24 protein-coding genes are annotated in these 25,909 nt (G+C 65.7%); 10 read left to right on the top strand and 14 right to left on the bottom strand.

Annotated features, from left to right (window positions below):
* The first annotated feature begins 389 nt into the window (after positions 1 to 389).
* Positions 390 to 635: a FitA-like ribbon-helix-helix domain-containing protein gene (locus ACOCMM_RS11060; protein ID WP_419553210.1), complete on the top strand. Its 246-nt coding sequence runs from the start codon at positions 390 to 392 to the stop codon at positions 633 to 635.
* An 11-nt stretch (positions 636 to 646) separates the two neighbouring features.
* The gene (locus ACOCMM_RS11055) at positions 647 to 1,063 is read left to right on the top strand and encodes a type II toxin-antitoxin system VapC family toxin (RefSeq protein WP_419553209.1); all 417 of its coding nucleotides are present in this window, start codon (positions 647 to 649) and stop codon (positions 1,061 to 1,063) included.
* Positions 1,064 to 1,085: 22 nt separating this feature from the next.
* On the opposite strand, the gene ACOCMM_RS11050 is transcribed toward ACOCMM_RS11055, so the two are convergent.
* A complete protein-coding gene (locus ACOCMM_RS11050; protein ID WP_419553208.1) occupies positions 1,086 to 1,511 on the bottom strand; it encodes a DUF1761 domain-containing protein in 426 nt (141 codons plus the stop codon).
* Between the two features lie 261 nt (positions 1,512 to 1,772).
* Positions 1,773 to 2,990: an HNH endonuclease gene (locus ACOCMM_RS11045; protein WP_419553207.1), complete on the bottom strand. Its 1,218-nt coding sequence runs from the start codon at positions 2,988 to 2,990 to the stop codon at positions 1,773 to 1,775.
* A 258-nt stretch (positions 2,991 to 3,248) separates the two neighbouring features.
* Between ACOCMM_RS11045 and ACOCMM_RS11040 the strand changes: the two genes are divergently transcribed.
* Positions 3,249 to 4,685 carry an HNH endonuclease family protein gene (locus ACOCMM_RS11040; RefSeq protein WP_419553206.1) on the top strand — a complete coding sequence of 479 codons (1,437 nt, stop codon included), beginning with the start codon at positions 3,249 to 3,251 and terminating at the stop codon, positions 4,683 to 4,685.
* A gap of 90 nt (positions 4,686 to 4,775) precedes the next feature.
* Here ACOCMM_RS11040 and ACOCMM_RS11035 read toward each other — a convergent pair whose 3' ends face one another.
* A complete protein-coding gene (locus tag ACOCMM_RS11035) occupies positions 4,776 to 5,246 on the bottom strand; it encodes an SRPBCC family protein (protein ID WP_419553205.1) in 471 nt (156 codons plus the stop codon).
* Between the two features lie 142 nt (positions 5,247 to 5,388).
* Here ACOCMM_RS11035 and ACOCMM_RS11030 point away from each other — a divergent pair, with 142 nt between their 5' ends.
* The 3 genes from ACOCMM_RS11030 to ACOCMM_RS11020 all read left to right on the top strand — a co-directional run bounded on the left by ACOCMM_RS11030 (position 5,389) and on the right by ACOCMM_RS11020 (position 9,032).
* A complete protein-coding gene (locus tag ACOCMM_RS11030; protein ID WP_419553204.1) occupies positions 5,389 to 6,288 on the top strand; it encodes an SCO6745 family protein in 900 nt (299 codons plus the stop codon).
* A 6-nt stretch (positions 6,289 to 6,294) separates the two neighbouring features.
* On the top strand, positions 6,295 to 8,211 hold the full coding sequence (locus ACOCMM_RS11025; protein WP_419553203.1) for a glutamine--tRNA ligase/YqeY domain fusion protein: 1,917 nt from the start codon (positions 6,295 to 6,297) through the stop codon (positions 8,209 to 8,211).
* Between the two features lie 89 nt (positions 8,212 to 8,300).
* Positions 8,301 to 9,032 (top strand): SDR family oxidoreductase, encoded by a 732-nt coding sequence (locus ACOCMM_RS11020; protein ID WP_419554864.1) that lies wholly within the window; start codon positions 8,301 to 8,303, stop codon positions 9,030 to 9,032.
* Positions 9,033 to 9,205: 173 nt separating this feature from the next.
* On the opposite strand, the gene ACOCMM_RS11015 is transcribed toward ACOCMM_RS11020, so the two are convergent.
* Positions 9,206 to 9,733, bottom strand: a complete 528-nt coding sequence (locus ACOCMM_RS11015; protein ID WP_419553202.1) for a hypothetical protein — start codon at positions 9,731 to 9,733, stop codon at positions 9,206 to 9,208.
* A gap of 91 nt (positions 9,734 to 9,824) precedes the next feature.
* Positions 9,825 to 11,111 carry an IS256 family transposase gene (locus ACOCMM_RS11010; RefSeq protein WP_419551637.1) on the bottom strand — a complete coding sequence of 429 codons (1,287 nt, stop codon included), beginning with the start codon at positions 11,109 to 11,111 and terminating at the stop codon, positions 9,825 to 9,827.
* 99 nt (positions 11,112 to 11,210) lie between these two features.
* On the opposite strand from ACOCMM_RS11010, the gene ACOCMM_RS11005 reads away from it, so the two are divergent.
* Positions 11,211 to 12,833, top strand: a complete 1,623-nt coding sequence (locus ACOCMM_RS11005; RefSeq protein ID WP_419553201.1) for a DUF222 domain-containing protein — start codon at positions 11,211 to 11,213, stop codon at positions 12,831 to 12,833.
* 261 nt (positions 12,834 to 13,094) lie between these two features.
* A complete protein-coding gene (locus ACOCMM_RS11000) occupies positions 13,095 to 13,982 on the top strand; it encodes a TIGR03619 family F420-dependent LLM class oxidoreductase (RefSeq protein WP_419553200.1) in 888 nt (295 codons plus the stop codon).
* A gap of 388 nt (positions 13,983 to 14,370) precedes the next feature.
* Here the strand turns inward: ACOCMM_RS11000 and ACOCMM_RS10995 are convergent, their stop codons facing one another.
* From ACOCMM_RS10995 to ACOCMM_RS10970, 6 genes are all read right to left on the bottom strand, one after another.
* Positions 14,371 to 15,582, bottom strand: a complete 1,212-nt coding sequence (locus tag ACOCMM_RS10995) for a thiolase family protein (protein WP_419553199.1) — start codon at positions 15,580 to 15,582, stop codon at positions 14,371 to 14,373.
* Positions 15,583 to 15,776: 194 nt separating this feature from the next.
* The gene (locus tag ACOCMM_RS10990; RefSeq protein WP_419554863.1) at positions 15,777 to 16,160 is read right to left on the bottom strand and encodes a Zn-ribbon domain-containing OB-fold protein; all 384 of its coding nucleotides are present in this window, start codon (positions 16,158 to 16,160) and stop codon (positions 15,777 to 15,779) included.
* Between the two features lie 285 nt (positions 16,161 to 16,445).
* Positions 16,446 to 17,090, bottom strand: a complete 645-nt coding sequence (locus ACOCMM_RS10985) for a nitroreductase family protein (RefSeq protein WP_419554862.1) — start codon at positions 17,088 to 17,090, stop codon at positions 16,446 to 16,448.
* Between the two features lie 84 nt (positions 17,091 to 17,174).
* Entirely contained in the window at positions 17,175 to 17,840 is a 666-nt protein-coding gene (locus tag ACOCMM_RS10980) for a hypothetical protein (protein WP_419553198.1), read from the bottom strand.
* Positions 17,841 to 17,987: 147 nt separating this feature from the next.
* Entirely contained in the window at positions 17,988 to 18,485 is a 498-nt protein-coding gene (locus ACOCMM_RS10975; protein WP_419553197.1) for a proteasome activator, read from the bottom strand.
* 112 nt (positions 18,486 to 18,597) lie between these two features.
* Positions 18,598 to 19,731, bottom strand: coding sequence for an alkaline phosphatase family protein (locus tag ACOCMM_RS10970; protein ID WP_419553196.1), 1,134 nt, complete (start codon positions 19,729 to 19,731; stop codon positions 18,598 to 18,600).
* A 47-nt stretch (positions 19,732 to 19,778) separates the two neighbouring features.
* Between ACOCMM_RS10970 and ACOCMM_RS10965 the strand changes: the two genes are divergently transcribed.
* Positions 19,779 to 20,231: an RrF2 family transcriptional regulator gene (locus ACOCMM_RS10965; protein ID WP_419553195.1), complete on the top strand. Its 453-nt coding sequence runs from the start codon at positions 19,779 to 19,781 to the stop codon at positions 20,229 to 20,231.
* A 171-nt stretch (positions 20,232 to 20,402) separates the two neighbouring features.
* On the opposite strand, the gene ACOCMM_RS10960 is transcribed toward ACOCMM_RS10965, so the two are convergent.
* The 3 genes from ACOCMM_RS10960 to ACOCMM_RS10950 are packed head-to-tail and all read right to left on the bottom strand — an operon-like array spanning position 20,403 to position 22,461.
* Positions 20,403 to 21,353 carry an RluA family pseudouridine synthase gene (locus ACOCMM_RS10960; protein WP_419553194.1) on the bottom strand — a complete coding sequence of 317 codons (951 nt, stop codon included), beginning with the start codon at positions 21,351 to 21,353 and terminating at the stop codon, positions 20,403 to 20,405.
* Positions 21,350 to 21,835 (bottom strand): signal peptidase II, encoded by a 486-nt coding sequence (gene lspA, locus ACOCMM_RS10955; RefSeq protein ID WP_419553193.1) that lies wholly within the window; start codon positions 21,833 to 21,835, stop codon positions 21,350 to 21,352. Before lspA ends, ACOCMM_RS10960 begins: the two co-directional genes overlap by 4 nt.
* Before the next feature lie 47 nt (positions 21,836 to 21,882).
* A complete protein-coding gene (locus ACOCMM_RS10950) occupies positions 21,883 to 22,461 on the bottom strand; it encodes a TraR/DksA family transcriptional regulator (RefSeq protein WP_419553192.1) in 579 nt (192 codons plus the stop codon).
* A 166-nt stretch (positions 22,462 to 22,627) separates the two neighbouring features.
* Between ACOCMM_RS10950 and ileS the strand changes: the two genes are divergently transcribed.
* Entirely contained in the window at positions 22,628 to 25,852 is a 3,225-nt protein-coding gene (ileS, locus tag ACOCMM_RS10945; protein WP_419554861.1) for an isoleucine--tRNA ligase, read from the top strand.
* The last annotated feature ends 57 nt before the right edge of the window (positions 25,853 to 25,909 follow it).

Here is a 25,909-nt window from a genome sequence, read left to right as displayed (position 1 = left end):
GAATGCGGCATGGATATCGGCGGTAACCGCAGCCCTTAACGATCCAATCAGAATGAGGCGGCGACGCGCGCGCCCGTGCTGGTCTTTCCGACGCCTCTGATGCCCTCGATCACACAAGCGGGATGGATGGACAGCAGATGTGCCAACCGTGCATCTGCATGCCGTCGCAAGTACTCCATGCAAAAGGGGCCAATTGCTTATCCATTAGATGGATATCCAATGAGTCGTTTATGCGAGTCGCCAATGAACGCAACTCGTTGGGGTTGTCAGTCATCGCCCGAGCGCGCTCGCTGACGACACCAATCCCAGAACTGTCACAGCGCTATGGGCGTGTTGATTGCAATGCTGTCAATGCATACTCTGCATACAAGAGATACGGAGACGGGTTCATGGCCAGTATCACAGTGCGCAATCTTGACGATGGGCTGAAGCGACGACTGCGCATACGCGCAGCAGAGCATGGTCGCTCGATGGAGCAAGAAGCTCGCGACATCCTCAAGGCAGCGTTAAACGAAGATGCGGCGCCGTCAACGAACCTGGGTACAGCCATCCATCGGCTCTTCAGACCCTTCGGCGTCGAGAACCTGGAGATCCCACCTAGGGAGCCCATGCGCGAACCCCCGCAGTTCGACTGAGGGCCGCGACGTTGTTGATTCTCGACACCAATGTCGTCTCCGAGCTCATGCGCGAGCATCCCCGGTCTGAGGTTCTGGCATGGATCGACCGCCAGCTCACTGATGACCTTTACGTCACTACTGTGACGGAAGCAGAGATCCGCACGGGCATTGCAATATTGCCCGAAGAAACGCGGCGCCGTGGACTGACCGCTGCGGCTGCACATGCTTTCGAAGTGCTGTTCGCCGAACGGGTCTTGCCCTTCGACAGCGACGCAGCTCAGGCGTTCGCAGCAATCGCCGCGACGCGCCGTTCCGTCGGCCACCCAATTAGCCAGGCCGACTGCCAGATAGCTGCCATTGCCCGCTCGGTCGGCGCATCGATTGCAACGAGGAACGTGAGCGACTTCGAGGGCTGCGGAATCGACGTCGTCAATCCCGAGAACTGAGACTGCCCATCGGCGCTGTCGGCTAGCGCCACAGAGCCAGCATCACGCCGATCACGCAGTACGAGATCAGCGGGTAACCGGCGTTGATCGCGAAGAGCCGCAAGCTGCGGCCTTCGAACGTGTAGTTGATGCCGTTCGAGGTAAGCACGAAGCCGACCGCAACCAGAAGGCCGAGGCCCAACCCTTCGCCGAAAGTGTCGACGTCGAGGCCCTGCGCCAGCAGTGCCAGGCCGAGCGTGAACACCAGGGCCAGCACGATTGCGACGACGTACGGGTACCACTGGCGCGGGGTGCCCTTCATCGCTTCCATGTCCTCGTCGGTCAAGCCGACTTCGGCCATCCACGGCTTGGCGAGCATGCTGTACCAGGCGGCGCCCAGCGTCTGATTGAAGACGATCGCAACGATGATCGCCCACCAATTCAGGCTTCCCAGGTCCATCGCTTCCATGTGCACTCTCCCCGAGTCCCGACAGCCCGAGCTCAGCTCTCGTTCGGAGCATATGTCTCCAGATCTGCATGCCCGCCGGTCAGTGCATATGCGCCCCTCCAGATCCGAGCTCCGCATTTCGGCCACGGAAGGCACTTCGGACACGGGTCGCGGTCCACGGCAACAGGCGTGATTGCTCCCGCAATGCGTGCCCATTCGGCGGGGGGCACGTCACAAGCTGGCTGTCGTTGAGCAACGCAGGCCCGCCGCAGCGATGCGTGCCTATCCGCAGGGAGGTGCGCGGCGCGGTGTGCCGTCGGGCGGTGTGTCGATGGCCCAGTGGCGTTGGTGATGGTCGAGATGGCAGGGCACGCACAGCATCGCCAAGTTGGGAATCTCGGTGAGCCCGTCGTCCTCGTAGTGCTCGATGTGGTGGGCATGGCAGCGCTCGGTATGGGTGGCGCAAGCAATGCAGCCGCCGTCCCGGATCGCCAGCACGATGCGCTGCGCCTCGCTGGCGCTTCGGGCACGCCCCAAGGCAAGCTCGGACCAGTCAGCCTTGAACATCGCCGGCAGCACCTTGGCATCAGCGGCAAACTCGGCAAGCTGTCTCGCCGACAGCGGAGTGCCATCGTCGAGCCGAGGATTGTCGAGACCGCCCGACACCGTGTCGTAGTCGGCGACGATCACCAAGCTCGCCTGAGGCTTTTGGCGACCCAGGATCAATTCGCACAACGCGTCTGCGTTGCGCTGCGGATAGGTGAGATCACCGGCATCGTCTCGTTGCCGCACCGCCCGCTCAGCCGCAGCAAGCTGCAAACTGAGTTCGCGGCCGCTGATGAAGTCCAGATCGGCTCGCAGATGCCACATCCCGTCATCGCCGAGGAGCATCGAGCAGCGACGCTCCTCGCGCTGCAGCGACAGCTCGGCATCGACCGGAGTGCGATCGTTGGCTGCGGCTGCGGCTTCGAGGTCGGCAAACACCTGCAAGCTCTCATAGGCCAGCGTGTGACGGGCAACCACATCGGAGGGATGCGCGCGGCACAGCTCGAGGAACTCTTCCTCGTCGCGACGGTGCTTCTTCGGCGACTCCCGAGCAATCACCTTGGCATGAGATATCTGGATCTCACCCGCGGACAGCGCATCGAGTGTGTCGGTGAATTCGTGCTCGACAAGAGCTTCGGCCAGCCGTGCCTCACTGCGAGCCTGCGCTGAGTTCATCCGCGTGTACTCACGCAGCTGCCACGCAGCCGACTGCGCACCATCCCGGGACACCAGCTCGCCGAGCAGAGCGACATATCGGCCCTCCAACCGGGCACGCTCCGCCACCAGATCCACCAACTCATCGACCAAGTCGCCGTGCTTCAGCATTCCGAGGTCGACTGCGTCGACGGGACCGTCATCGACACTGCCACTGTGGGACTGGGCCCCACCGGCAGTCGCGGCAACCAGCACAGCAGCATCGCCATCGGGGCGAACTGGCGGGGCCTCCAGCAACATAAGGCAAGTATACATACATACGTTCTCAAATGCAAACACTCGCGCGCTCGAATTTCGTCAACACATGCCAGAGGAGACACGGCGGGTTTGGCGCAACACTGTTTCTCGGGCGCCCGCTGAGCAATTGCCCGGATCGTCGGCCCGAGAACGCAAAGCCGCAGGTCACGGTGTCGCTCGTCGGTCCCACTCCGGGCGATTCAGCGATCTCGGAGTTCGTATCCCACCCGAGCACCCGGGGGCGGCCTAGCTTGCGCGACGATGCGGGCGCACACATCGAACCGTGTCCCTGCTGAGGTCCAGCGATCTCCCATCGGAGCCTGCCTCGTTGGCGCCGTTCTCGCGCTGGCCGCGTGCGCCCCGGCCCCCGATACGTCCCGAAGCCAACCCGACGTCGAGACTGCCCGGGCCAGCTCGACAAATTCAGACTCACCGATCGTCACGCAGCAGCCTGCTGCGGACGCCACCTCGCGCTCGGAAGCCACAGGCGGGACAACCCCTTCAGACACTGCCCCTTCAGACACTGCCTCCGCTGCTACACCAGACCGTTCAGACACTGCCCCTTCAGACTCTGCCGCCGGCGAGGGCGGCGCGGCCACGGGCGACGAAGGCGCGGCCACGGCCGGGGATGGCGCGGCCTCAGGCGAGGGCGGCGCGGCCACGGCCGGGGATGGCGCGGCCTCGGCCGGGGATGGCGCGGCCTCGGGCGAGGGAGGTGCCGACTCGGGCGAGGAAGGTGCAGCTACCAGCGACGACGGCACACAAGTGCTGCCACCGGTCACGTTTCCTGATGCGAGCATTCGGGATCCTGAAGCCGAAGCCGCTGACCTCGAGCGGCGCAGGAGCGTCATCGGCCTGTTCGAGCGGTTGCGAGTCGAAGCTGAGCAACGTCGGGGCTACGACCGCGATGCCGTGTTTGGCGGCTGGCTCTACAGCAACGGACGCTCCACCCGAGACCGAGTCCTCGCAGCGGAGCGACGTCCCGATAGCACTTGGCTGTCGCTGTACGACAACGTCAGCGTGAGCTCGGCATCGGACTTCGACATCGACCACATGGTGCCCCTTGCCGAGGCGTGGGAATCCGGCGGGTACCGATGGACCGCCGACACCTGGACCCGATTCGCCAACGATCTCGGCGATCCCCGCTCGCTCATTGCCGTCACGGCGTCGTCCAACCGCAGCAAGAGCGCTCGGGATCCTGCGCAGTGGTGGCCTCCCGAAGACGCCTACCGATGCCAGTACGCAGCAGATTGGGTCGCAGTGAAGGCTCGTTGGGATCTCGCTGTTGACTCCGTCGAGCAACGAGTTCTCGATGACGCACTCGACTCGTGCACCGGAGGCGAATTCGACTTCAGCGCCCCACAACCGGCAGCGACGACATCACTGACGGGGGAACCCGAAGACTCCACAACAGACGAAGCCGTAGCAGACGAAGCCGAAGCAGACCAAGCCGAAGCAGACGAAGCCGAAGCGGGCGAGGGCGAACCAGGGGACGGCGAATCTACGGACGCCGCCGAGAACGCCAGTGCCGGTAACGACTGCCACCCCGCCTACGAACCGTGCCTGCCGAACCTTCCCGGCGATGCGATCAACTGCGGCGACTTGACGGCCGCCCAGAAGCCGGTGATGGTCAAGGTCATCGGCGAGGACCCGTACCGTCTCGACCGGGACGGCAACGGCGTCGGCTGCCAGTCCTAGGCAGCCCGAGCGCTACCCCACTGCGGCTGCCAGTCCTCGGCAGCCCGAGCACTCCACCTCTGCGGCTGCCAGTCCTCGGCAGCCCGAGCGCTACCCCTCGGCGGCGGCCTTGATGGCAGCGAGGGTCGTGGCCATACCGGCACGGACTACATCGGCACGCGCCGCCAGCTGCTCGGCGCTGAGCGGCTGCAAGGTGGGCGGCAGCGACAGGACGTCCCAGGCTTCGGTCAACCTCGTGCCGCCCGCATCGTTGGACGCCATGCGGTAGGTCCAGCGCACATAGGGGCCTTCGGGATCCTCTGGCCGGGTCACCCATTCGAAGCACTCGCCGGGCTGCGCCACGGTGACGGTGCACGGCACGCTCCACTCCTGTTCGCCGATGCGGTTGTGCCCTTCGAACGTGGAACCCTCGGCTCCTGGCGTGCCGCTGGTCCAGTCGGCTCCGGCGTTCTCGGGGCTCCAGTCCCCCATGCGCGGCACGTCGGAAACCATGGCGAAGACGGCTTCTGGCGTGGCGGCGATCTCGACGGTGGCTTCGTGCTGCATTCCGTGAACGGTCATCGTCGAAACCGTAGTTCCGTGCGCCTGCCTGCGAGCAGTGCAGAGCACCGCGCACGAGGCCGCTGCGCCATACCATTGCGGCGACCGCGAACGGCCCAACCGAAGCTGTTCGTGCACGAACGCACAGACAACAGGAGCGTCGATGGGCGAGATTCCCCGTACTGAAGACCGTCGAAGCCCGATCCGGCGCTTGGGCCGCACGGTCGAGCCGATCCACACGGTGGCCTACTACTCACCGGAGATCTACGGATTCAACGACGACGGTTTCAAGGGCTGGTGGCATGCGTACTTCGCGTATCGCTCGGCGCCGATGGGCAGGCCCAGCGCAGCGACCGTGACCGCGGTGTTCTACAACTTCGCTCCTCGCATGGTGGAGCGAGCGGTGCCGGGCTGCTGGGACATCATGGAGCCAGACGCCGTCCGTGCCCGGCAGCTGGAGTTCACGACCGCCTCGATGCAACGGGCCTTGGGCGAGTACCCGGATCCGGGCGATATCGCCGCGGCTGCAGCCGCGCTGCGCAGCTTCGCAGGCGATCTGCCCATCGGGGCACGACCGCTCTATGCAGGGTGGACATCGGAACCGTGGCCGAGCGACAGCACCGGCGGCGGGGACGTCATGGACCTCTGGCACGGCTGCACGCTGCTGCGCGAGTTCCGCTTCGACGGCCACAACATCGCGCTCGCCGCCGGCGATCTCGACCCCGTCGAGTGCCACGTGATGATGACCACGGGCGGCCACGGCAACGGTGCCACCATCCAGAAGATCCGCGGCTGGAACGCAGACGAGTGGGATGCCGCGTGCCAGCGGCTCGTCGACCGGGGCTGGATCACCGCCGACGGCGAGCAGACCCCCGACGGCAACGCTGCACGCCGAGCCGTCGAGCACGACACGGACCGGCTGTCTTGCGCCGCAGCCGACGCACTGCCAGCGGACGAACTTGAGGCCCTCTTGGGCCGTCTCGAGCGCATCATGGGCTACCTGGTCGAGGCCGGCATCGTCGCAGGCATCTGGCCGCCGCCGCACGTCACCGTCGCTGCCTGAGGAGCCGTGCCCTCCCGCTCTGCCGAGATCAGTCCTGAGCCAGACGACGGCAGCGGGCGCGACTTCATTCGCGATCTTGTCGTAGCGGACCTCGCCTCGGCGCGGTTCGCGGGCCGAGTGCAGACCCGCTTTCCGCCGGAGCCGAACGGGTACCTCCACATCGGGCATGCCAAGGCCATCTGTCTCGACTTCACCGTCGCTTCCGAGTTCGGCGGGCACTGCGTCCTCCGCTTCGATGACACGAATCCGGCCACCGAGAGCCCTGAGTATGTCGATGCCATCGTTGACGACGTGAGGTGGCTCGGATTCGAGCCACATGAGATCCGTTACGCCTCGGACTACTTCGAGCAGCTGTACGCATGGGCCGAGCTGTTGATCGAGCGAGGCCTTGCCTACGTCGATGATCAGGACGCGGACGCCATCTCGGCTGGCCGCGGAGGCTTCGGCAGCGCAGGCACGGAGAGCCCGTACCGCGACCGGCCGGTCACCGAGAACTTGCGCCTGTTCCGCGAGATGGCAGCCGGCCGGCATCCCGAGGGCAGCCGGGTGCTGCGTGCCCGCGTCGACATGCAGCACGAGAACATGCAGATGCGCGACCCCGTGATGTACCGCATCCGGCACGAGCATCACTACCGCAGCGGCGATCGCTGGTGCATCTACCCCACCTACGACTGGGCGCACGGCCAGAGCGATGCCGTCGAAGGCGTCACTCATTCGCTGTGCACGCTGGAGTTTCGAGACAACCGGGCGCTCTATGACTGGTATTTGGAGCACCTGCCGCTGGGCGAGCTTGGCCATACCGGTGAGCGGCCCTACCAGACCGAGTTCGCCCGGCTGGAGCTAAACCACACGATCACCTCCAAGCGGATCCTGCGCCGGCTGGTGGAGGGCGGCCATACCGACGGCTGGGACGATCCCAGGCTGCCGACGCTGCGAGCCCTGCGGCGGCGCGGGTATCCCCCTGCAGCCATCCGGGAGTTCTGCGCCTCTATCGGGGTTGCGCGTACCAACAGCCGCCATGCTCCCGAACTGCTGGAATCGTTCGTGCGGACGGAGCTGAATGCCGTGGCGCCTCGCCGTATGGCCGTACTGCGGCCGCTGAAGCTCGTCATCACCAACTGGCCCGCTGATGACGACGGCGTGCCCGTCACCGAGTATCGGGAGGCGGTCAATAATCCTGAGGACCCGGCCGCGGGCACCCGGCAGGTGCCCTTCAGCGGGACCCTGTGGATCGAGCAGGACGACTTCCGGCTGGAGGCCCCGCCGAAGTACTTCCGGCTCACGCCTGGTCGGGAGGTCCGGCTGCGGGCGGGCTACTTCGCGCGTTGCACCGACGCAGTGACCGACGACGAGGGCAATGTCGCCGAGGTGCACTGCACCTATGACCCGCAGACCTCAGGCGGCCAGGCGCCGGACGGCCGGAAGGTCAAGGCCACCATTCACTGGGTCAGCGCACAGCACGCCGTGCCCATCACTGCTGCGCTGTATGAGCGGCTCTTCGATGCCGAACTGCCAGGTGACCGCACCGGTGATCCCCTCGACGACCTGCATCCGAGCTCCCGGGAGGTTCTTGCCGGTGTTGCAGAGCCGGCAATCGCGGATATTGCTGCTGGCACCGTGGTGCAGTTCGAGCGACTCGGCTATTTCTGCGCCGACAGCCCCGTGTCGGACAGCCCCGTGTCGGACAGCCCCGTGTCGGACAGCCCCGTGTCGGACAGCCCCGTGGCCTCGCTGTTCCACCGCACTGTCGGGCTGCGAGACGAGTGGGCGAACATCCAGAAACGTCAGGCCCAAGCCGCCAAGCAGGGCGGCAAGCGGGGCTCCAAGGGCGGCGGCGAACGGGGCGGCAGTCAGGGCGGCGAGACAGGCGGCAGTCAGGGCGCAACAGAGGGCGGCGAGCAGCCGCAGAAGGAGGCCACGTGAACGCACCCCAAGCAGGCGAATCGGGAACTGCTCCAAATGACGCTGCTCCTGGCGATGCTGGCTCGAACAACGCCGGAACCCGTGACCGGGTGGCAATCATCACCGGAGGCGGCACCGGTGTCGGCAAGGCCTGCGCGCTGGCGCTCTCGGAGGCCGGCTGGAAGGTGGTCATCTGCGGCCGTCGCCGAGAGCTGCTCGACGAGGTGGTGGATCTGTGCGCGGATGAAGCACTCGCCGTCACCGCTGACGTCTCGGAACCGGACCAGGTCGATGCTCTGTTCGCAGGGACCACAGACCGGTTCGGCCGTGTCGACCTGCTGTTCAACAACGCCGGCATAGGCACCCGTCCCGTTCCGGTTGATGAACTGGCAGTCGCGGACTGGATGGCCACCGTCGGGGTGAATCTCACCGGCTCATGGCTGTGCGCCCGTGCGGCCTTCGCTCAGATGAAACGCCAGCGGCCCTCCGGCGGTCGCATCATCAACAACGGGTCGGTGTCAGCGCAGACCCCCCGCCCGCATTCGTCCCCCTATACAGCGACGAAACACGCCATCACTGGGCTGACCAAGGCACTGTCGCTGGACGGGCGGGAACATGGCATCACCGTCGGGCAGATCGACATCGGCAACGCCGAATCGCCCCTGACCGCGGCCATGGCCACCGGCGTCCCCCAGTCCGACGGGAGCATCCGGGTCGAACCGCTGATGGATGTCGACGACGTGGCCGGCGCCGTCCTCTACATGGCGGAGCTGCCGGCCGACACCAACGTTCTGACGATGACGGTGATGGCCAACGGAATGCCCCTGGTCGGACGCGGCTGAGAACGTCAACGGATAGGCACAGACGCAATCGCGGCGGAGGCAGCAGGGAACTCTGCGAGGTTGGGACCTGCTGGATCCCCGGAGCAGAGGGCCCTGCCGCCTCCGCCGCGGGCACACGCTTCGCCAGCGGGCACACCTGTCAGCGTGGCACACCTGTCAGCGTGGCACACCTGTCAGCGTGGCACTGAGGACTCGAGCGAGTAGGTGCGGGAGGGCGCCTCGAACCGGTGGTCGCCCAGCGTCTGGCGTCGGTGGCGGCTGCGGAGCTCGTTGGGTCTGGTGGAAACTGCCGGGGATGGCCTTGGCTGAGTTTTCGTGTAACAGGGTGTGTTTACAGTCCATGTCATGAGGTTCACGGACGTTCGCAGCGATTCGGCGGCCGGATCGGCGCCGGGTTCGACGCCATCGGGCGAGTCTGCTGCCGCCGTGCCGGCGGGAAGGTCGTTGCCGGCCGAGTCGGCGTCGTCGGTCGAGCCAGTGCTGGCGGTGGGTGCGTCGCTGCGTGAGGCCGGGACGGTGCCGCCCGCCCATTCGACGCCACCAACTCTGGTACCCGCGTCCGGGCCGGTGTTGTCGGCGGGGTCGGTGCTGGTGGCCGAACCAGCGCTGTCGGCGGGGTCGGTGCTGTCGGTGCTGCGCGGAGCGCGTGACGTAGTGGCGCGGGCGTCGCTGGTCCCGCTCGAGGGTGCGCCCAGCGACACGCTCGCCCAGGTGGTCGAGCAGGCTGAACGGCTGCGCTCGGCCGCGGGAGTGTCCGATGTTCTGTGTAAGCGGGCCGGTCGGTTGGTCATTTTAGGTGAGCGGGAGTCGTCCTGGGTAGCGGACGGCGAGCTGGTTCAAGCAGCGTTTCCATCCGATGGTTCCTGTTCCTTGTGGTCCTCCTCTGTTGGTGGTGATGTTCCTCACGGCGAGGTAGAGCAGTTTGAGGGCGGCTTGCTCGTTGGGGAAGTGCCCTCGGTTCTTGGTGACCTTTCTGAGCTGGCGGTTGATGGACTCGATCATGTTGGTGGTGTAGATGACCCGGCGGGCTTCTGGGGGGTAGTCCAGGAACGGGATGAACTGTTCCCAGCTCGACCGCCACAGGCTGACCACGGCGGGGTATCTGGCGCCGATGCCGGCTTCGAACTCGTCGAGCGCCGCCTCGGCGGCTTGGGCGTCGACGGCGGCGTACACGGGCCGCAGTTCCTTGGCGACTTGTTTGCGGTCGTTCCAGGTGACGTAGCGGTGGGAGGCTCGAAGCAGGTGCACCACGCAGGTCTGCACGGTGGCCGCGGGCCAGGTCGCCTCGATCGCGTCGGGGAGGCCTCGCAGGCCGTCGCAGCACACGATCAGCACGTCTTGGACGCCTCGGTTGCGCAGCTCGGTGAGCACCCCCAGCCAGTACTTGGCGCCCTCGCCGTCGCTGTCGCCGATCCAGATGCCCAGCACATGCTTGCGGCCGTCGAGATCGACGCCCACGGCGAGATAGGCGGGCCGGTTGGCGACGTGGCCGTCGCGGATCTTGACGTTCAGCGCGTCGATGAAGATGATCGGATAGACAGCATCGAGGGGCCGGCTGCGCCACGCCTCGAGCTCGTCGAGCACCCCGTCGGTGACACGGCTGATCAGGTCATGGGACACCTCCACGCCGTAGATCTCGGCCAGATGGGCCGCCACGTCGCGCACGGTCATGCCCCTGGCGTACAAGGCGATGATCTTGTCGTCGAACCCTTCCAGGCGCGATGTTCCCTTGGGCACGATCCGAGGCTCAAAGGAGCCGTTGCGGTCCCGGGGAGCGTCCACATCCACGGTGCCGACGCCGGTGTGCACCCGCTTGGGCGTGACGCCGTTGCGCGAGTTGCCCGACCCCGCTCCCGCAGGGTCGCCCTTCTCATAGCCCAGATGATCGGTCAGCTCCTCCGCGAGCGCCCGCTCGAGCACCGCCTTGGTGAGCTGGGTCAAAAGCCCGTCCGCGCCCAGCAGCTCGGCGCCCTCGGCGCGGACGCGTTCCATCACCGCGTCCAGCGCCCCCTCAGGCACCAGCGGCGTCGTGTCCGCCGCCGGCCTCGCCGGCAGCCTCTCTCGATAATTCTCAGTCATTGCGGTCCTTCCTGTCGCCTCGGCATCCATCACCGACACGACACTCTCAGACCAACCCCCTTACACAGAGGATCTGACACTCTCTCGGCCGCTCAGGCGATGCTGCTGAGCGCCACCGCCGCGCTGGAAGCCTCACAGGCAGGAGCGGGCCGCTCGGCGCTGCGCGAGCGGGCACGGCAGAGCAGCCGCAACGCCAAGCGCACCACACAAGACAGCGAACAGATCGCGCAGATGCCGAATGTGGCACGCGGCCTCGCGGTGGGCGATCTCACCGTCGAGCATGCCGAGGTGCTCGCGGACGCGGCCCGACAGACCAGCCCCGATGCCGTCGACACCGCCGCTGACCTGCTCGAGACCGCCGCTGCGGTGCCGCCCGAGGTTCTGCGCCGCGACGCCCGCGACTTCGCCGCCCGCTATGACCCCGACTCGGTGCGATCAGTGCTTGCGCGCCAACGCCGCGAACGCAGCGCCGCATTGTTCGTCGACCACACCAGCGGCATGGGAGTGCTCAACGCCCGCTTGGACCCGATCAGCTTCGCGTTGATCCAACAGGCAGTCGAGAACTACAAAGAGGCCCTGTGGCGACAAGACGGCGGACGCGACGGCACACCCAACCAGATCCGCGACAACAAACAACGCCTCGCGGACGCCGTCTTCGAGATGCTCACCGACCGTAACGCTTTGGTCACTATCGACCACCCCACGGCCCCAACGCCACAGGCACAGCACCACTCCCCCAACAGCACCGACACCGACCCGGGCCGTGACGTTGCCGAACCCGGGCGCACTGGTGATGCCCGACATGACCGCAGCGGCACAAGCGATGCCGAGCGCGACCGTGATGGCCGCGGCGAGCACGAACACGGCTACGATGCGACACCCCCTTCACGCAGCGATGCGACACCCCACACACACAACGATGCGACACCCCCTACACACAGCGATGCGACACCCCCCACACACAGCGACACCGTGCCGGTCGGCGCCGCGGGCCGCTCGATCCAGTGCTGGCGGCCTGCCCAAGCACCCAACCAGCTCGTCATCGTCGCCGAGATCGGCGTCATCGACGGCACCACACCCCACGGACGATGCGAAGCCCTCGGCGTCGGGCCCGTACCGGCCGAGATCCTCAACAACCTCTCGCCCGACACACGCATCAGCGGCGCACTGTTCGACACCGCAGGCCAGCCGCTGTGGCTCGGGCGCAGCCGACGGCTCGCCACCGCAGCCCAACAGCTCGCCGTCGCCATACGCGACCGCGGCTGTGTTCTGTGCCGTGCCCCGATGCATCGCTGTGAGTACCACCACATCGACGAATGGAACGCCGACGGCGGCACCACAGACCCTCCCAACCTCGCAGCACTGTGCAACGACTGCCACAACGGCCTGCACGAATACAACCGGCGACTGCGCCGACACCCCACCACCGGCCGCTGGGACACCGAACCCCGCGACGACCCCACCAGCACAGGCGGGGCCAAAAGGAACACCGGCCCGGCGAGACCCCGCGGTGAACCCGACAGCGCAAACGGCGCCGCAGAGAACACCGGCCCGGCGAGACCCGGCGGCGAACCCGACAGCGCAAACGGCGCCGCAGAGGACACCAGCCCGGCGAGACCCCGCGGCGAACCCGACAGCGCAAACGGCGCCGCAGAGGACACCAGCCCGGCGAGACCCCGCGGCGAACTCGCCAGCGGCGAGCGAGGAGGCAACCCGCCATGACCAAACCCCTGCGTCTCCATCGAACAGTGAAGATGTGCGCGGGGAGTGGGCCGTCGGCTTCGGCCGCAACCACTACATCAAGTTCCGGTAATGGCACTCCAGTAATGGCACCCCGGTAATGGCACCCCGGTAATGGCACTCCGGTAATGGCACCCCAGGACCCGAGCGAGCAGGTGCCGGAGGACATCTTGAACCGGCGGTCGTCCAGAGTCTGGCGACGCCATCGGCCGCCTACCCGCGCAGCTCCTTAGGCTGCGCGCCATGAAATTCGGGTACCTCACTGGCAATCATCACGGCGGCATCGATCCAGGCGATCTGGCCCAAGAGCTCGAAGAACGGGGCTACTACTCGGTCTGGTACCCCGAGCACACCCACATCCCAACATCCCGCCAGAGCCCGTACCCCAATGGCGGGCAGCTGCCGGGGACCTACTTGCACATGATGGACCCGTTTGTCTCCATGGGCGTTGCGGCTGCGCGGACTCATACGATCAAGCTGGGCACGGGCATCTGCCTCATCCTGCAGCACGACCTCATTGATCTCGCCCGGACCGTGGCGTCGACCGATGTGCTGTCGGACGGTCGCGTCGTGCTCGGCATCGGCGTCGGTTGGAACGCCGAGGAACTGGCCGACCATCGGCCCGACATGCCGTTCCGCCAGCGATACGGCGCCATGCGCGAGCGTGTGGCTGCCATGCGGTCCATCTGGGCGAACGATCCGGTACCGGCCTTGGACGGCCGATGGGACAGCCACAGCGAGTCGTGGATCTACCCCAAGCCGGCGAATGGCTCGGTTCCGATCGCGCTCGGCAATGCGGGCCCGCTCGGCATCGGGCACGCAGCGGAATACGCGGATGAATGGTGTCCCATCGATGTCGGTGTGATGAACGTCACCGGCAAGCCCGACGTGATCGGCGGCATCGAGCGATTCCGCCGGCTCGCCGCCGAGGCAGGGCGCGACGACGCCGACGACATTCCCATCACTCTCTACATCTGGGGACGGCCGCGTCTGGACCGGCTCGAGGCCTACGCCACCGCAGGAGTCAGCCAATTCGTGTTCACGCCTGTGAATTTCGACCTGCCGTCGGCAGACGAGACGCTGCAGTACCTCGACGAACTGACGCCCACGCTCGAAGCATTCAATAACTGAGACTCCCTACCGGGCCCGACGAAGTACGCTTGCCAAAGAGGCCAGCCTCAGCCGGGTGGTGGCCGAGTCCGAAAGGCGCTTCCCACCCGGAGAGGTTGGCCCTAGCGCGAACGCAGCGACGCACTCGTGCCCGAACCCAGTGAATTCCGCGCAGGCTTGAGCGCCGGTAGCTGACGGGCGCATTCGGGCTAGAGGCCTGAGTGCCTGGGTCTAATGGTTGCGTTCGGGCTAGAGGCCCGGGCGCCAATGTCTGATGGTCACCTTCGGGTTAGAGGCCTGAGTGCCTGGGTCCGATGGTTGCGTTCGGGCTAGAGGCCCGGGCGCCAATGTCTGATGGTTGCGTTCGGGTTAGAGGCCTGAGTGCCTGGGTCCGATGGTTGCGTTCGGGCTAGAGGCCTGAGCGCTCCAGGATGTGCACGCCGCAGCTGGAGCCGAGGCCGATGACGTGGGCCAGACCGACCTTGGCGTCGGGGACCTGACGATCGCCCGCCTCGCCACGAACGTGCGTCGCGACCTCGAACAGGTTGGCCACGCCGGTCGCGCCGATCGGATGCCCCTTGGACAGCAGGCCACCCGACACGTTGACCGGGATCTCGCCGTCACGCCACGGACCACCCCGGTCGATCCACTCACCGGCGCCGCCGGGTTCGCACAGGCGCAGGTTGTCGTAGTGCCGCAGCTCGGCCGTCGCGAAGCAGTCATGCAGTTCCACGAGGTCGAGATCGGCTGGGTCGACGCCCGAGTCCTCGTAAGCAGCGTCGGCTGCGTTGCGGGTCAGCGTGTTGACATCAGGCTGGACCTGGCAGCCCTCGGTCCAGGGATCTGAGGTCAGCACCGAAGCCGAGACCTTGACGGCGCGTCGTTGCTGCTCAAGTGGCAGCGTCTTCAGTTTCTCGTCAGAGACCAGCACGACCGCTGCAGAGCCGTCACCGGTGGGGCAGCACATCAACAGCGTGTTCGGGTAGGCAATCACCTCGGAGCCCATGACCTCTTCCAGCGTGAACGCCTTGCGGTACTGCGCCAGCGGGTTCAGCGTGGAGTGCTCGTGGTTCTTCTGAGCCACCTTGGCGAACTGCTCGAAACCCACGCCATCGTTCTCATACGCGTACTCCATGCCGGCCTGGGCAAACACGCCCGGCATCATGTTGGTGCCCAAGCGCCCCTCGACGCCGACCACCGAGCCGAAGCGGCCCTTGCGCTCGAACACGTTCTTGTCGGAGCGGGCGGCCCGATCGCCACCGAGCATGCCCATCTTGCCCATCTGCTCGACGCCCACAACAAGGCCCATCTGCGCCTCACCGGATTTGATCGCCATCATCACCGTGCGGACCGCTGTGGCGCCGGTAGCGCAGGCGTTGGCCACGTTGTAGACGGGAATGCCGGTCTGGCCGATCTGCTTCTGGAGGCGCTGTCCGACGCCGCCGTTGGCTTCGTAGAGGCAGCCCGCCGCCAGGACATCCATGTCGGCCATGGTCACCCCGCCGTCGTCCAGTGCTCCCAGCGAGGCCTGCGCTGCAAGGTCGATCAGGTCTTTGTCGGCGTAACGGCCGAACTTGGTCATGGATGTGCCGAGAATCCAGACGGGGTCCTGATTGCTCATGGCTGCTCTCCTGTGGTGAATGGTGGTGCTGTTGGTTGTCTGTGTCGAATGCTGTCTGTGTCGAATGCTGTCTGTGTCGAATGCTGTCTGTGTCGAATGCTGTCTGTGTCGAATGCTGTCTGTGTCGAATACGGTCGTTATGCGGTCGTTATGCGGTCAGATCGGTGTCGCTATCAGCGGCCCTGCTGGCGCCGTCAGGCTGCAGAAGGCTCGTATCCGAAAGCAACGGCTTCGTTGCCTTCGTCGTCGGTAGTGGCCACGTAGGTTGCGAGGCGCACGCGCATCCCGAGGCTCACGTTCTCGGGCGTGGGTTCGACATTGACGATGTTGCTCTTCACGCGCCCGCCTCCGTCGAGATCGACCACCGCGGACACATACGGCGCCGGCACGCCCCGCGCAGCGCGGTGCACGATCGTGAACGCCCGCACCGCGCCCGTGTTGGCCAGCCGGGTCGTCGAGAATTCGCGAGTCCCGCACGCGGCGCACGCGTTCCGTCGATCGAAATAGGTGACCCCACAGGCATCGCAGATGTTGGCGACCAAGTGGGGGTCGTCGCCGAGCTGCAAGTACTCGACCATGGAGATTTGGTTCGGCCCAGTCTGGTTGGGTTCAGCTTGTTCGCCCACGTCAGCGTTCCTCGGGGGTCATGTCGGTGTCGTCGTGGGAGATCGGTGGTTGGGTTCAGCTTGTTCGCCCACGTCAGCGTTCCTCGGGAATCATGTCGGTGTCGTCGTGGGAGATCGGTGGTTGGGTTCAGCCTGCTCGCCCACGTCAGCGTTCCTCTCACGTCGAGATCAGTACAGGGGCTGGGCGCAATGCCAGCACCGAGCCGACTCGCGCCAGCACGGCCGCCCCGCAGCAACTTACCAGTGCCCCAGCCAGTGGCCCCGATGAACCAGCGGGCGATCGACCGTCGCGTTCAACGCTTCGGGATCGGGTTCGTTCGCTTCGGCGAAGAGCGGACGCCGAGGTCTGCCCTGGCTCGCGGCGGGTCCGCTCGCAGCCTCAGCTGATCGATCAGGCCATCCCACAGCAACCACACCGACGGGTTCATGCGACGGCGGGACGCCGAGCGCCCCAGCAACTGCTTCGGCCTGTTCGAACATGCCGAAAAACAGCACTCCGAGACCTGCGTCTATCGCGGCGTACTGCAACGCCATCGCAGCGAAGCTCGCATCCACCGTCCAGAACGGCGTTGACCAGGCATCAGGGCCTTCGCCGAGCCCCGTGTGTGCTTTATCGGACTCTGCGTAGCGCTCGACGTACGCCCCTGGGTCCGCCCAGACGGTGATCAGGACCGGGCAGGCGACCAAGCTGGCCCAACGAAAGCTGTCCCGACGATCTGCCGGCAGCGTCGCGTCCCAGTACCGAGCCGTCTGGGAGGCCCCGCTGAGCACGACGAAGTCGAAACCCTGCGAGTTGCCGGCCGAGGGGACGCGCCGGGCCGCATCGAGGAGCCGCGCCAGGAGCACATCGTCAACAGGGTCCGGCATGAAATGCCGGGTCATCCGCCGTCGGCGGGCGAGTTCGCCGAAATCCCCGCTCACAGGATCAGGTGCTCAGCCCGTCCGGGACCCAATGGGCCGGGAGCGCTACAGCAGCTTCGCGAGGTCTTCCCGGGTGGCCCAGCCGAAAGCGATCAGCGCATCACCATTTGCTGTGTCGAAGCCGTCAAACAGTGCGATCAACGCCGGATCGACCTTCTCGGGCCGTGGTGCGGTGTGGTTCAGCACGAACGAGGGCCCACCGTCGCCATAGACCTTGAACTCTCGAGCCTTGTACTCGCCCTGAACCTCGAATCGCTTTGCGAGTCGCCGCCCCCAGGCGCGGTCCTCGCCGTTAGGCCCGTAGCCGGGACGTGGCACCACCCGATCGAGCGGCTTGAACGCCGTGAAGGCAGCTGCGTCGGCCATCTGGCAGGCCACCAGCACGTCCTCGTCGGGGAACGCCAACACGGCGCGGCGAAGTTGATCGGTCACCATCGCACGCAGTGCGCTGTCACGACGGGCCGAGCGCCGTGTTGCACCAGCACCCATCAGCACGGTGGGATCGCCGCCGACGCGCTCGAGGGTGCAATAGCCGTATGCGGCGAGCTTGGTGCCGTCTCGCACGTGGGTGATGAGCACCCAGGCATCCCGTTGCTTGGAGAGATGTCCGACGTCGAAGTGAACGTTCTCACCCGTTACCAACTCGGCCATCTCGGAGATCTCGGCATCGCTGAGTGCCGTGCAGTCCCTTGTCTCTACTTCGAGCGCCATTTTGGTTCTCGCTCCCTGCGGTGCTCGCTGACCGAACCCCAATGGCCGGCCAGACAAATCCTTCAGTGCTAGCTCAGTGCGCGGAAGCGCCCTCTGTCACAGCGATGCCAGGCATGCAACGACTGCCGCCGACCGATCTCGCCCCGATCACAGATAGACACCGCCACGCTCTGCTGTCCTCGCTGGACTGGGCTGGCCGCCGGCCTCGAGGGCATTGCCACGCATGCTGCGCAGTTGCCGCTCAGCCATCATCTGCTGCGCCGACACTGCTGCCTGGATGCCGTGGAACAATCCCTCGAGCCATCCCACGAGTTGGGCCTGAGCGATACGAAGCTCAGGGCCAGAGGGGATTTCCTCGTCGAATGGCAGCGCAATCCGGTTCAGCTCGTCAGCGAGCGGTTCGGACAGCGCCGTTGCCAGCTCCTCGACGGACAAGTGGTACACGTCGCGCATGCGGTCGCGACCTGCTTCGTCGAGTTCCGCATGGCGGACTTCTTCGAGCAGCTTGCGAATCATGGCGCCGATACGCATGAGCTTCGCCGGTTCAGGAACGAAGGGCTCATCGTCGGCGTTATCTTCCGTGAGCGGTCCGCTATTCAGCAGTTCACCTTGTTCTGGGTCCTGAACCGAATCGCCGACCACCATCAAAATGCTATCTGGCGAGGGCGCGATCCCCGTCGGCGAAGCCTTAAGAAAGCCCCGTAGACACTGGGCACACGTCGCATCACAGCCAATCGGCAGCCGCTTGTGAGCCTGGCTACAGCTGTGCGAAGGGCACCATCATTTCTTCTGAGGTCAAGCCTCCGTGCCGGCCGATCAGGCCATGATGCGGCTGGTCTTCATCGGGCATGGTGAAGGCCTGCAGGCCTCGGGGAACGAGCGCGACATCGCCGAGACGGCCCCTGGCCGCCTTCGAGACATGGTTGCCCAGCCAACGTTCGTCTAGCACCTGGCTCACGGGAGCGATCTCTGCGAGGGCGGCGTATCGCTCACACGCACCAGCGAGTTGGGGTTCCGCACCTGGGCGAGCGTGCAGCCACAGCATCCTGGCCTCACCCGACCAGCCGGTGGTGAGTTCGGTCACCTCAGGGTCGATCATGACGAGCGGTTCGAGCACTTCGACGAAGCCGTGGTCGGCCGTGACGATGAGCGGAGTGTCGCCAGGCAGTCCGGTACGCAATTCAACGGCGAGGCGTTCCACCTCAGCGAGTGCAGCTCGATAGTGGTCGCCCAGTCCGAATTCGTGAGCGACCTTGTCGAGGGTGTCGTAGTACGCGAACACCAGCCGAAACCCCGCGGCAACTGCGCTCAAGACGCATTCGGCAATGTCGTTCGCGTCGCGCCAGCCCCAGAACGCGCCGCCCCGCAGGTGAGCCATGGTGAATCCACTGTGGCGAAACTCCGCCCGCGTCACCACCGCCGCCGGCTGACCGCAAAAGGGCACGACGGGTTGCAGTTCGTCGGCTGGCAGCGCAGCGCGTACGTCGGTGCCGCCGGCGCGCCAGCGAAGAGCATTCAGCAGTCCCAGCGGCGTTGGCACCCGATACCCGACAAGGCCGTGTTCACTCGGCGCAGCACCGGTTGTGAGAGATGTCAGGGCCGTCGCAGTCGTACTCGGCGCAACGGTGGTGATGGGTGGCGTGCGGTCGCTTGCTGCTGCGAGCACCGGGGCCAGTGATCTGTTGCGGCGCAACTGATGCCATCCAAGACCGTCGACCACCAGCATGACCACGGTGGGAGCGGAAGCGACGGGATCGCCGATGAGTTCCGTTTCTACGCCAGCGAGGATCCCTGGAACTACCGCAGTGATGCATCGACCGCCATAAGCGGGCAGGACACGCTCGAGTACCAGCGGCTCGCTGTCGACGGCGCTGCCGAGGGCACTGTCCATAGCGCTGACCCTACGAGCACCCGTGGAGGCGGGGCTACGCTGCCAGCGTGGCAGTCTCGACGCGGGGAGACTACGCAAGCCGCGCGTTGCTGTCCCTGGTCCTCAACGACAACGGCAGGCCGACCTCTGTGCGCGACATCGCGGAGCGCACCGGTCTGCCCCAGCCGTATCTAGAACAGATCTTGCTGGCGCTCAAGGGGGCCGGGTTGGTCCGCTCCAAGCGCGGTGTCGGGGGTGGGTACGTGATGGCACGCGACCCTTCCGAGATCACGATCGGGATGATCGTTCGGGCCGTCGACGGCCCGATTGCCCTCGGCGATTTCGGCCAGCCCCATCAGGACGGTGCCTGTGACCACGAGGGGCAATGCGTGCTGCTCGCGATCTGGGACTCAGTCGGGCATCGCATGCGTGCCGAACTCGATTCCTACAGCCTCGCTGCTGTGGCAGAGGTGGCCCGCGGCCGCGCGCCGTGGCCCGGAATCGCCTTCGAGACGCCGTAGCGAGTTAGAGGCCGCGCGGAGAGGTGACGTCTCGGAAAGTTGCTGTCACGCCTTCTTTGCGCAATTTTGCCGTCTGTGGCGGCATTTCTGCGCAAAGTCCAGGCCGTCGGGGCTGCCGGGCATCGCCGCCTCTCCGCTGAGGCACTGAGTTCGCCGGCTCAATTCACCGGCTCAGTTCATCGAGAATGCCGACGGGTCCGAACCGAACTCTCGCAGTGCTTCGACGAAGTCTGCGGGCATCGGAGCGGCAACGCTCATCTCGGCACCCGAGGTGGGGTGCTGGAACGTCAGCTGCGATGCATGCAACAGCGGACGGCTGATGCCGAAGGGATCGGGCACGCCGTAGGCGAGGTCCCCGAGCAGGGGCAACCCGATACTGGCCAGATGCACCCGGATCTGATGCGTCCGACCCGTGGAGAGCTGGCAGCGAAGCAGGGATGCCTCGACGGGGTGCGTGAAGAGCTCAACGCTGCTGTAGTGCGTGCGAGCCTCGCGTCCGGTGGCCATCACCGCCATCAACGTGCGGTTGTGAGGATCTCGGCCGATGCGGGCATCGATGGTGCCCCTGGGCGAGGGCGGGTGTCCGCGTGCCAGGGCTGCGTAGATCCGGCGAACCTCTCGCCGCGAGAGCTGTTCGATAAGGCCTTCGTATGCCAGTGGGCTGCGGGCGCACACCAGAGCCCCGCTCGTCCCCCGGTCCAGCCGGTGCACGATGCCCGGCCTGTCAGGTTGACCGACTTCGGCCATGTCGGGGAACCGCGCGACGAGCGCGTCAGCGAGCGTTCCGCTGGAATGGCCGGTGCCTGGATGGGTGACCACGCCGGAGGGCTTGTTCACGACCACGACATCGGCATCGACATGCAGGACATCGAACGGGACGATCTCAGGCTCCCGCTCTTGAACGGCATCGGGAGCCCGATCTGGCAACACCTCGACCACTTCGTCAGGCGAGAGTCGCCTCGAACCGACAGGTGACACCTCGCCGTCGATCAGGACACAGCCGTCGGCCACCATCTTCGCCGTCTCGGACCGTGACCGTCCTGTCAGCAGCGACAGCGCCCGGTCGAGGCGTTCCCCTGCCAGGGAGGCGGGGATCTCGAACCTGCGGCGTCGCTCGTTCACTCAGGCGCCCCCTCCGGGGTTCGGAGGGAACGCCTCTCAGTGCGATACAGGTGGAACAGCACGATGACGAGCCCGACGGTGATCGAGGCGTCCGCCAGGTTGAAGATCGGCCACCACCCAAGATCGACAAAATCCACGACTGCACCCCGACCCCAGCCCGCCCCGCGAAACAAGCGGTCGGTGAGATTGCCCAGTGCCCCGCCAATGATCCCTCCGAGACCGCTCGCAGCCCATCCTGCTCGGACGCGCCGACGTGACGACCACAGCACGCCGATGATCACGATGGCGGCCAGCGCCGGTACGGGACCGAGACCGCTCCCTGCCGAGAAGGCGAAGCCGGTGTTGTGGACGAGTCGCAGGCGCAGCGTCCACACCAGATCGATGATCCGATCGTCGAGTGCAACGACGGCCCAGGCTTTCGTGATCTGGTCAATACAGAGAACGACGAGCGAGGAGATCGCGACCTTGAAATTGCGCGCCAAGCGATCTCGTGAGGCAGCCGGCCGGTTCGCGAACACCTGGGGCCCAGCTAGGGCCGCCGCCACGCCGGACCGCTGCTCTTGACCTCCACACGCATTGATGCGTGCGGGATGGCCTCTAAGCGTTCCTTGGGGATCGGCTTTCCCGACACGATGCAGATGCCGTACGTGCCGTCTTCGATACGCGCGAGCGCAGCATCAATCTCGGCGATTTCCTCGCGTTCTCGAGCAGAGATCTGCAGTGCCCGATCGCGCTCGACGGCGATGGAATCTCCTTCGCCGGACTCCTCGTCGAATTGCACATCACCGGGCTCGCGCTCGTTGACAAGCTGCTCGGCTTCGGCTTCGTATCGCTCCGCGTGCGCGGTGTAGCGGCGACGCTCTGCCAACAGCGCCTGGCGTTGCTTCTCCAGGAACACTTCGCCAAAGCGCGGCTTCGCCGGTTTGCGGTGTGGTGCGGTCTTCTTCGCAGCCGTCTTTGAGGCGGCGTCGGTCTTGCGGGCGTCGGTCTTGCGGGCGTCGGTCTTCTTTGCAGCAGCATTGGCGCCGGAAGGGTTCGCGGCATTCTTGGGTGCCGGAGCCTTCTTCGCGGCAGTCTTGCGGGCAGCAGCCTTCTTCGCAGTAGCCATGGCCCCTCCCCTGCTCAGCGAAGCGGCAGTCTAGGTCTCCACTCCTCGGAGCGGGTGGCGGATATGGGTTCCGTCGATTTCCGTGTCCCAGGGGTACCCTCACCATCTCGTGGGCCAGCCCGCACCATCGCTGGGACGATGACACAGCCTGCAGGAGGCCCTGGTGATGCGAGAGCCGACCGACACCTTGTACCCACGTGTATCTGCCCAAGCTGATTTCCCTCGAATCGAGGAGAGAATCCTTGCGCGCTGGCAGGACGAGGGAACCTTCGAGGCGTCGATCTCCAACCGCCCCGCGGACGCCGAGTTCGTCTTCTACGACGGACCTCCTTTTGCGAACGGTCTGCCCCACCACGGTCACCTGCTGACCGGCTACGTCAAGGATGTAATCCCCCGTTACCAGACGATGCGCGGCCACCGTGTCAACCGGCGATTCGGCTGGGACTGCCATGGGCTGCCCGCCGAGATGGAGACCGAACGTGAACTCGGCGTGAGCGGGCGGGCCGCCATCACCGAATTCGGCATCGAGCGCTTCAATGCCCAGTGCCGCGACTCGGTGCTGCGGTACACCGCCGAATGGCGCAAGACCATCACGCGACAGGCCCGGTGGGTGGACTTCGACAACGACTACAAGACGATGGATCTGCCCTACATGGAATCGGTCATGTGGGCGTTCAAGCGACTCTGGGATCAGGGCCTCGTCTACCAGGCATTCCGGGTCATGCCGTACTCGTGGGGCGCCGAGACCCCACTGTCCAATTTCGAGATCCGGCTCGACGACGCCACAAGGCCACGCCAGGATCCCGCCATCACGGTCTGGTTCGAGCTTGACGACGCCGATGACACGGCTGGCGCAGCCGGCGCAAGCGACACAGCGGGCGCAAGCCACACAGCGGGCGCAAGCGACACAGCCGGGCCCCTTCGGCTGCTGGCGTGGACGACGACGCCATGGACCCTGCCTTCCAATCTGGCGATCGCCGTCGGCGGGGACCTTGCCTATGCCGTTGTGGAGTCTCCGGCGCTCGGTTCTGGTCGTTACGTGCTGGCATCTGACTGTCTCGAGCACTATGCCGCAGACCTTGAGCCGTTCACGGTCGTCGGAACGCTGAGCGGCGCTGAGCTGGCGGGGCGTCGCTATGCGCCGATGTTCGAGTTCTTCGACCATCGCAGCGAAGCCTTCCGGGTGCTCAGCGGCGACTTCGTGGACACTTCAGAGGGCACCGGCGTTGTTCACTTGGCGCCAGGCTTCGGCGAGGACGATCAGATCATCTGCGAAGCCAACGGCATAGAGATCGGCGATGCCGTCCCGGTGGATGATCGCGGTTGCTTCACCGAGCCAGTGTCGCCGTGGGCGACCCTGAACGTCTTCGAGGCGAATCCGCAGATCATCACGGAGCTGAAGAGTCGCGACCGGGTGCTGCGACACGACAGCTACGAACACAACTACCCGCACTGCTGGCGCACCGACACGCCGATCATCTACAAGGCCATCAGTTCGTGGTACATCAAGGTCACGGCGATCTCGGATCGCTTGGCGCAGACCAACCAGCAGATCAACTGGGTGCCCGACCACGTTCGCGACGGCCGGTTCGGCCACTGGCTGGCGGGCGCTCGCGACTGGTCGATCAGCCGCAACCGATTCTGGGGCTCGCCCATCCCGATCTGGGTCAGCGACGATCCCGAATACCCCCGTATTGACGTCTACGGCAGCCTCGACGAGCTGGGGGCTGATTTCGACGTGCGTCCGACCGACCTGCATCGGCCCTTCATCGATGAGCTGACGCGACCCAATCCCGACGACCCCACAGGCCGCTCGATGATGCGGCGGGTGCCTGAGGTTCTCGACTGCTGGTTCGAGTCGGGTTCGATGCCTTTCGCGGCGGTGCACTACCCGTTCGAGAACTCTGAATGGTTCGAGAAGAACTTTCCAGCCGACTTCATCGTGGAGTACATCAATCAGACGCGCGGCTGGTTCTACACGCTCCATGTCCTGGCGGGAGCGCTGTTCTCCCAGCCAGCGTTCCAGAACGTGATCTGCCATGGGATCTTGCTGGCGGCTGACGGCAACAAGCTGTCCAAGCGGTTGCGGAACTACACCGAGCCCACCGACATCTTTGCCAATCAGGGCTCAGACGCCCTGCGTTGGTACTTGATGGCGACAAATATCGTCCGGGGCGGTGACACGCGTATTTCAGACGCCGGCATCGATGAGGTCGCCCGCCAAGTACTGATCCCGATTTGGAACGCGTACGCGTTCTTCACGCTGTATGCGAACGCGGACGGCTACGAGGCGCAGTTCCGTGTCGATTCGGACAACGTGCTGGATCGCTACCTGCTGGCCAAGACGAGGGCCACGCTGGAGTCGGTCACGGCCAGCTTCGACGCGTACGACCTCCCTGGCGCGGCCGCCGAGTTACAGGCGTTCATCGATGCCCTCAACAACTGGTACATCCGCCGCAGCCGTGGTCGATTCTGGGGCGAAGCCGCCATTGGTTCACCTGTAGGCGCCGGCCGATCGACCGGCGATCTTGACGCCTTCGACACCCTGTACACGGTGCTGCGCATTTTCTCAGCCATGGCAGCCCCGCTGCTGCCGATGATCACCGAGGAGATCTACGGTGGGCTGACCGGCGGCGACAGCGTTCATCTGAGCGACTGGCCGGATCCGGTGGCGCTGCCGCGGGACCCAGAGCTGGTCGAGCGCATGGACGCTGTGCGCGCTGCTGCCTCCGCTGCGTTGCGGGTACGCGAGGACGCAGGCTTGCGAGTGCGGTTGCCGTTGCGGCGCGTCACGGTGGCCGGAGCGGGGGCCGAGCAGCTTGAACCGTTCGCTTTCTTGCTGGCAGAAGAAATCAACGTCGCAGAAGTTGTGCTGAGCGACCAGTTAGGCGCGGTGGCGACGCTCGTGTTGCGTCCTGAGGGATCCGCGCTCGGGCCCCGACTGGGCGGCGCAGCACAAGAGGTATTCGCCGCTGCTCGTTCGGGTGATTGGCGTTCCGAACCGGATGGCACCGTTGTTGCAGGCGGGCACCAGCTGCGCGAGGGCGAGTTCCAGTTGAGCCTGCAACCCGCCGACCCCGCCACAGCCTCAGTGCTCGACGCTCAGCAGCTCGTCGTCGTGCTTGACACCGCGGTCACACCCGAACTCGAAGCCGAGGGCGCCGCGCGCGATCTGATTCGCAATATTCAGCAAACGCGCAAGGAAGCGGGTCTCGATGTCACCGACCGGATCAGCCTGAAGATCCGCTGGACTCCACCGAACTTGGACGACATTCGTCGTCACGAGCTCTTGGTGACAGCTGCGGTCCTCGCTGAAGAGATCGACTGGCTCGGCGGCGGGGACGCGCCCGAGATTGAGCTCGCTGTATTTGCAGAGGCTGCTGGCTCCTAGGCCTGCTGGCTCCTAGGCTTGCTGGCTCCTAGGCCTGCTGGCTCCTAGGCCTGCTGG

It is taken from the genome of Candidatus Poriferisodalis sp. (genome assembly GCF_965198245.1).
GTDB lineage: Bacteria > Actinomycetota > Acidimicrobiia > Acidimicrobiales > Poriferisodalaceae > Poriferisodalis.
This window is presented reverse-complemented; position numbering and strand designations above follow the sequence as displayed.

What these genes read in the sequence shown, in the direction of transcription:
- ACOCMM_RS10990 (WP_419554863.1), bottom strand. Translation starts at nt 16,160, where the DNA reads ATGGTCGAGTACTTGCAGCTCGGCGACGACCCCCACTTGGTCGCCAAC.
- ileS (WP_419554861.1), top strand. Translation starts at nt 22,628, where the DNA reads ATGCGAGAGCCGACCGACACCTTGTACCCACGTGTATCTGCCCAAGCT.
- ACOCMM_RS11000 (WP_419553200.1), top strand. Translation starts at nt 13,095, where the DNA reads ATGAAATTCGGGTACCTCACTGGCAATCATCACGGCGGCATCGATCCA.
- ACOCMM_RS11010 (WP_419551637.1), bottom strand. Translation starts at nt 11,111, where the DNA reads ATGACTGAGAATTATCGAGAGAGGCTGCCGGCGAGGCCGGCGGCGGAC.
- ACOCMM_RS10995 (WP_419553199.1), bottom strand. Translation starts at nt 15,582, where the DNA reads ATGAGCAATCAGGACCCCGTCTGGATTCTCGGCACATCCATGACCAAG.
- ACOCMM_RS11030 (WP_419553204.1), top strand. Translation starts at nt 5,389, where the DNA reads ATGGGCGAGATTCCCCGTACTGAAGACCGTCGAAGCCCGATCCGGCGC.
- ACOCMM_RS10975 (WP_419553197.1), bottom strand. Translation starts at nt 18,485, where the DNA reads ATGGTGGTCGGCGATTCGGTTCAGGACCCAGAACAAGGTGAACTGCTG.
- ACOCMM_RS11050 (WP_419553208.1), bottom strand. Translation starts at nt 1,511, where the DNA reads ATGGAAGCGATGGACCTGGGAAGCCTGAATTGGTGGGCGATCATCGTT.
- ACOCMM_RS11035 (WP_419553205.1), bottom strand. Translation starts at nt 5,246, where the DNA reads ATGACCGTTCACGGAATGCAGCACGAAGCCACCGTCGAGATCGCCGCC.
- ACOCMM_RS11005 (WP_419553201.1), top strand. Translation starts at nt 11,211, where the DNA reads ATGCTGCTGAGCGCCACCGCCGCGCTGGAAGCCTCACAGGCAGGAGCG.
- ACOCMM_RS11040 (WP_419553206.1), top strand. Translation starts at nt 3,249, where the DNA reads ATGCGGGCGCACACATCGAACCGTGTCCCTGCTGAGGTCCAGCGATCT.
- ACOCMM_RS10980 (WP_419553198.1), bottom strand. Translation starts at nt 17,840, where the DNA reads ATGGCGCTCGAAGTAGAGACAAGGGACTGCACGGCACTCAGCGATGCC.
- ACOCMM_RS10985 (WP_419554862.1), bottom strand. Translation starts at nt 17,090, where the DNA reads ATGACCCGGCATTTCATGCCGGACCCTGTTGACGATGTGCTCCTGGCG.
- ACOCMM_RS11045 (WP_419553207.1), bottom strand. Translation starts at nt 2,990, where the DNA reads ATGTTGCTGGAGGCCCCGCCAGTTCGCCCCGATGGCGATGCTGCTGTG.
- ACOCMM_RS11060 (WP_419553210.1), top strand. Translation starts at nt 390, where the DNA reads ATGGCCAGTATCACAGTGCGCAATCTTGACGATGGGCTGAAGCGACGA.
- ACOCMM_RS10970 (WP_419553196.1), bottom strand. Translation starts at nt 19,731, where the DNA reads ATGGACAGTGCCCTCGGCAGCGCCGTCGACAGCGAGCCGCTGGTACTC.
- ACOCMM_RS10950 (WP_419553192.1), bottom strand. Translation starts at nt 22,461, where the DNA reads ATGGCTACTGCGAAGAAGGCTGCTGCCCGCAAGACTGCCGCGAAGAAG.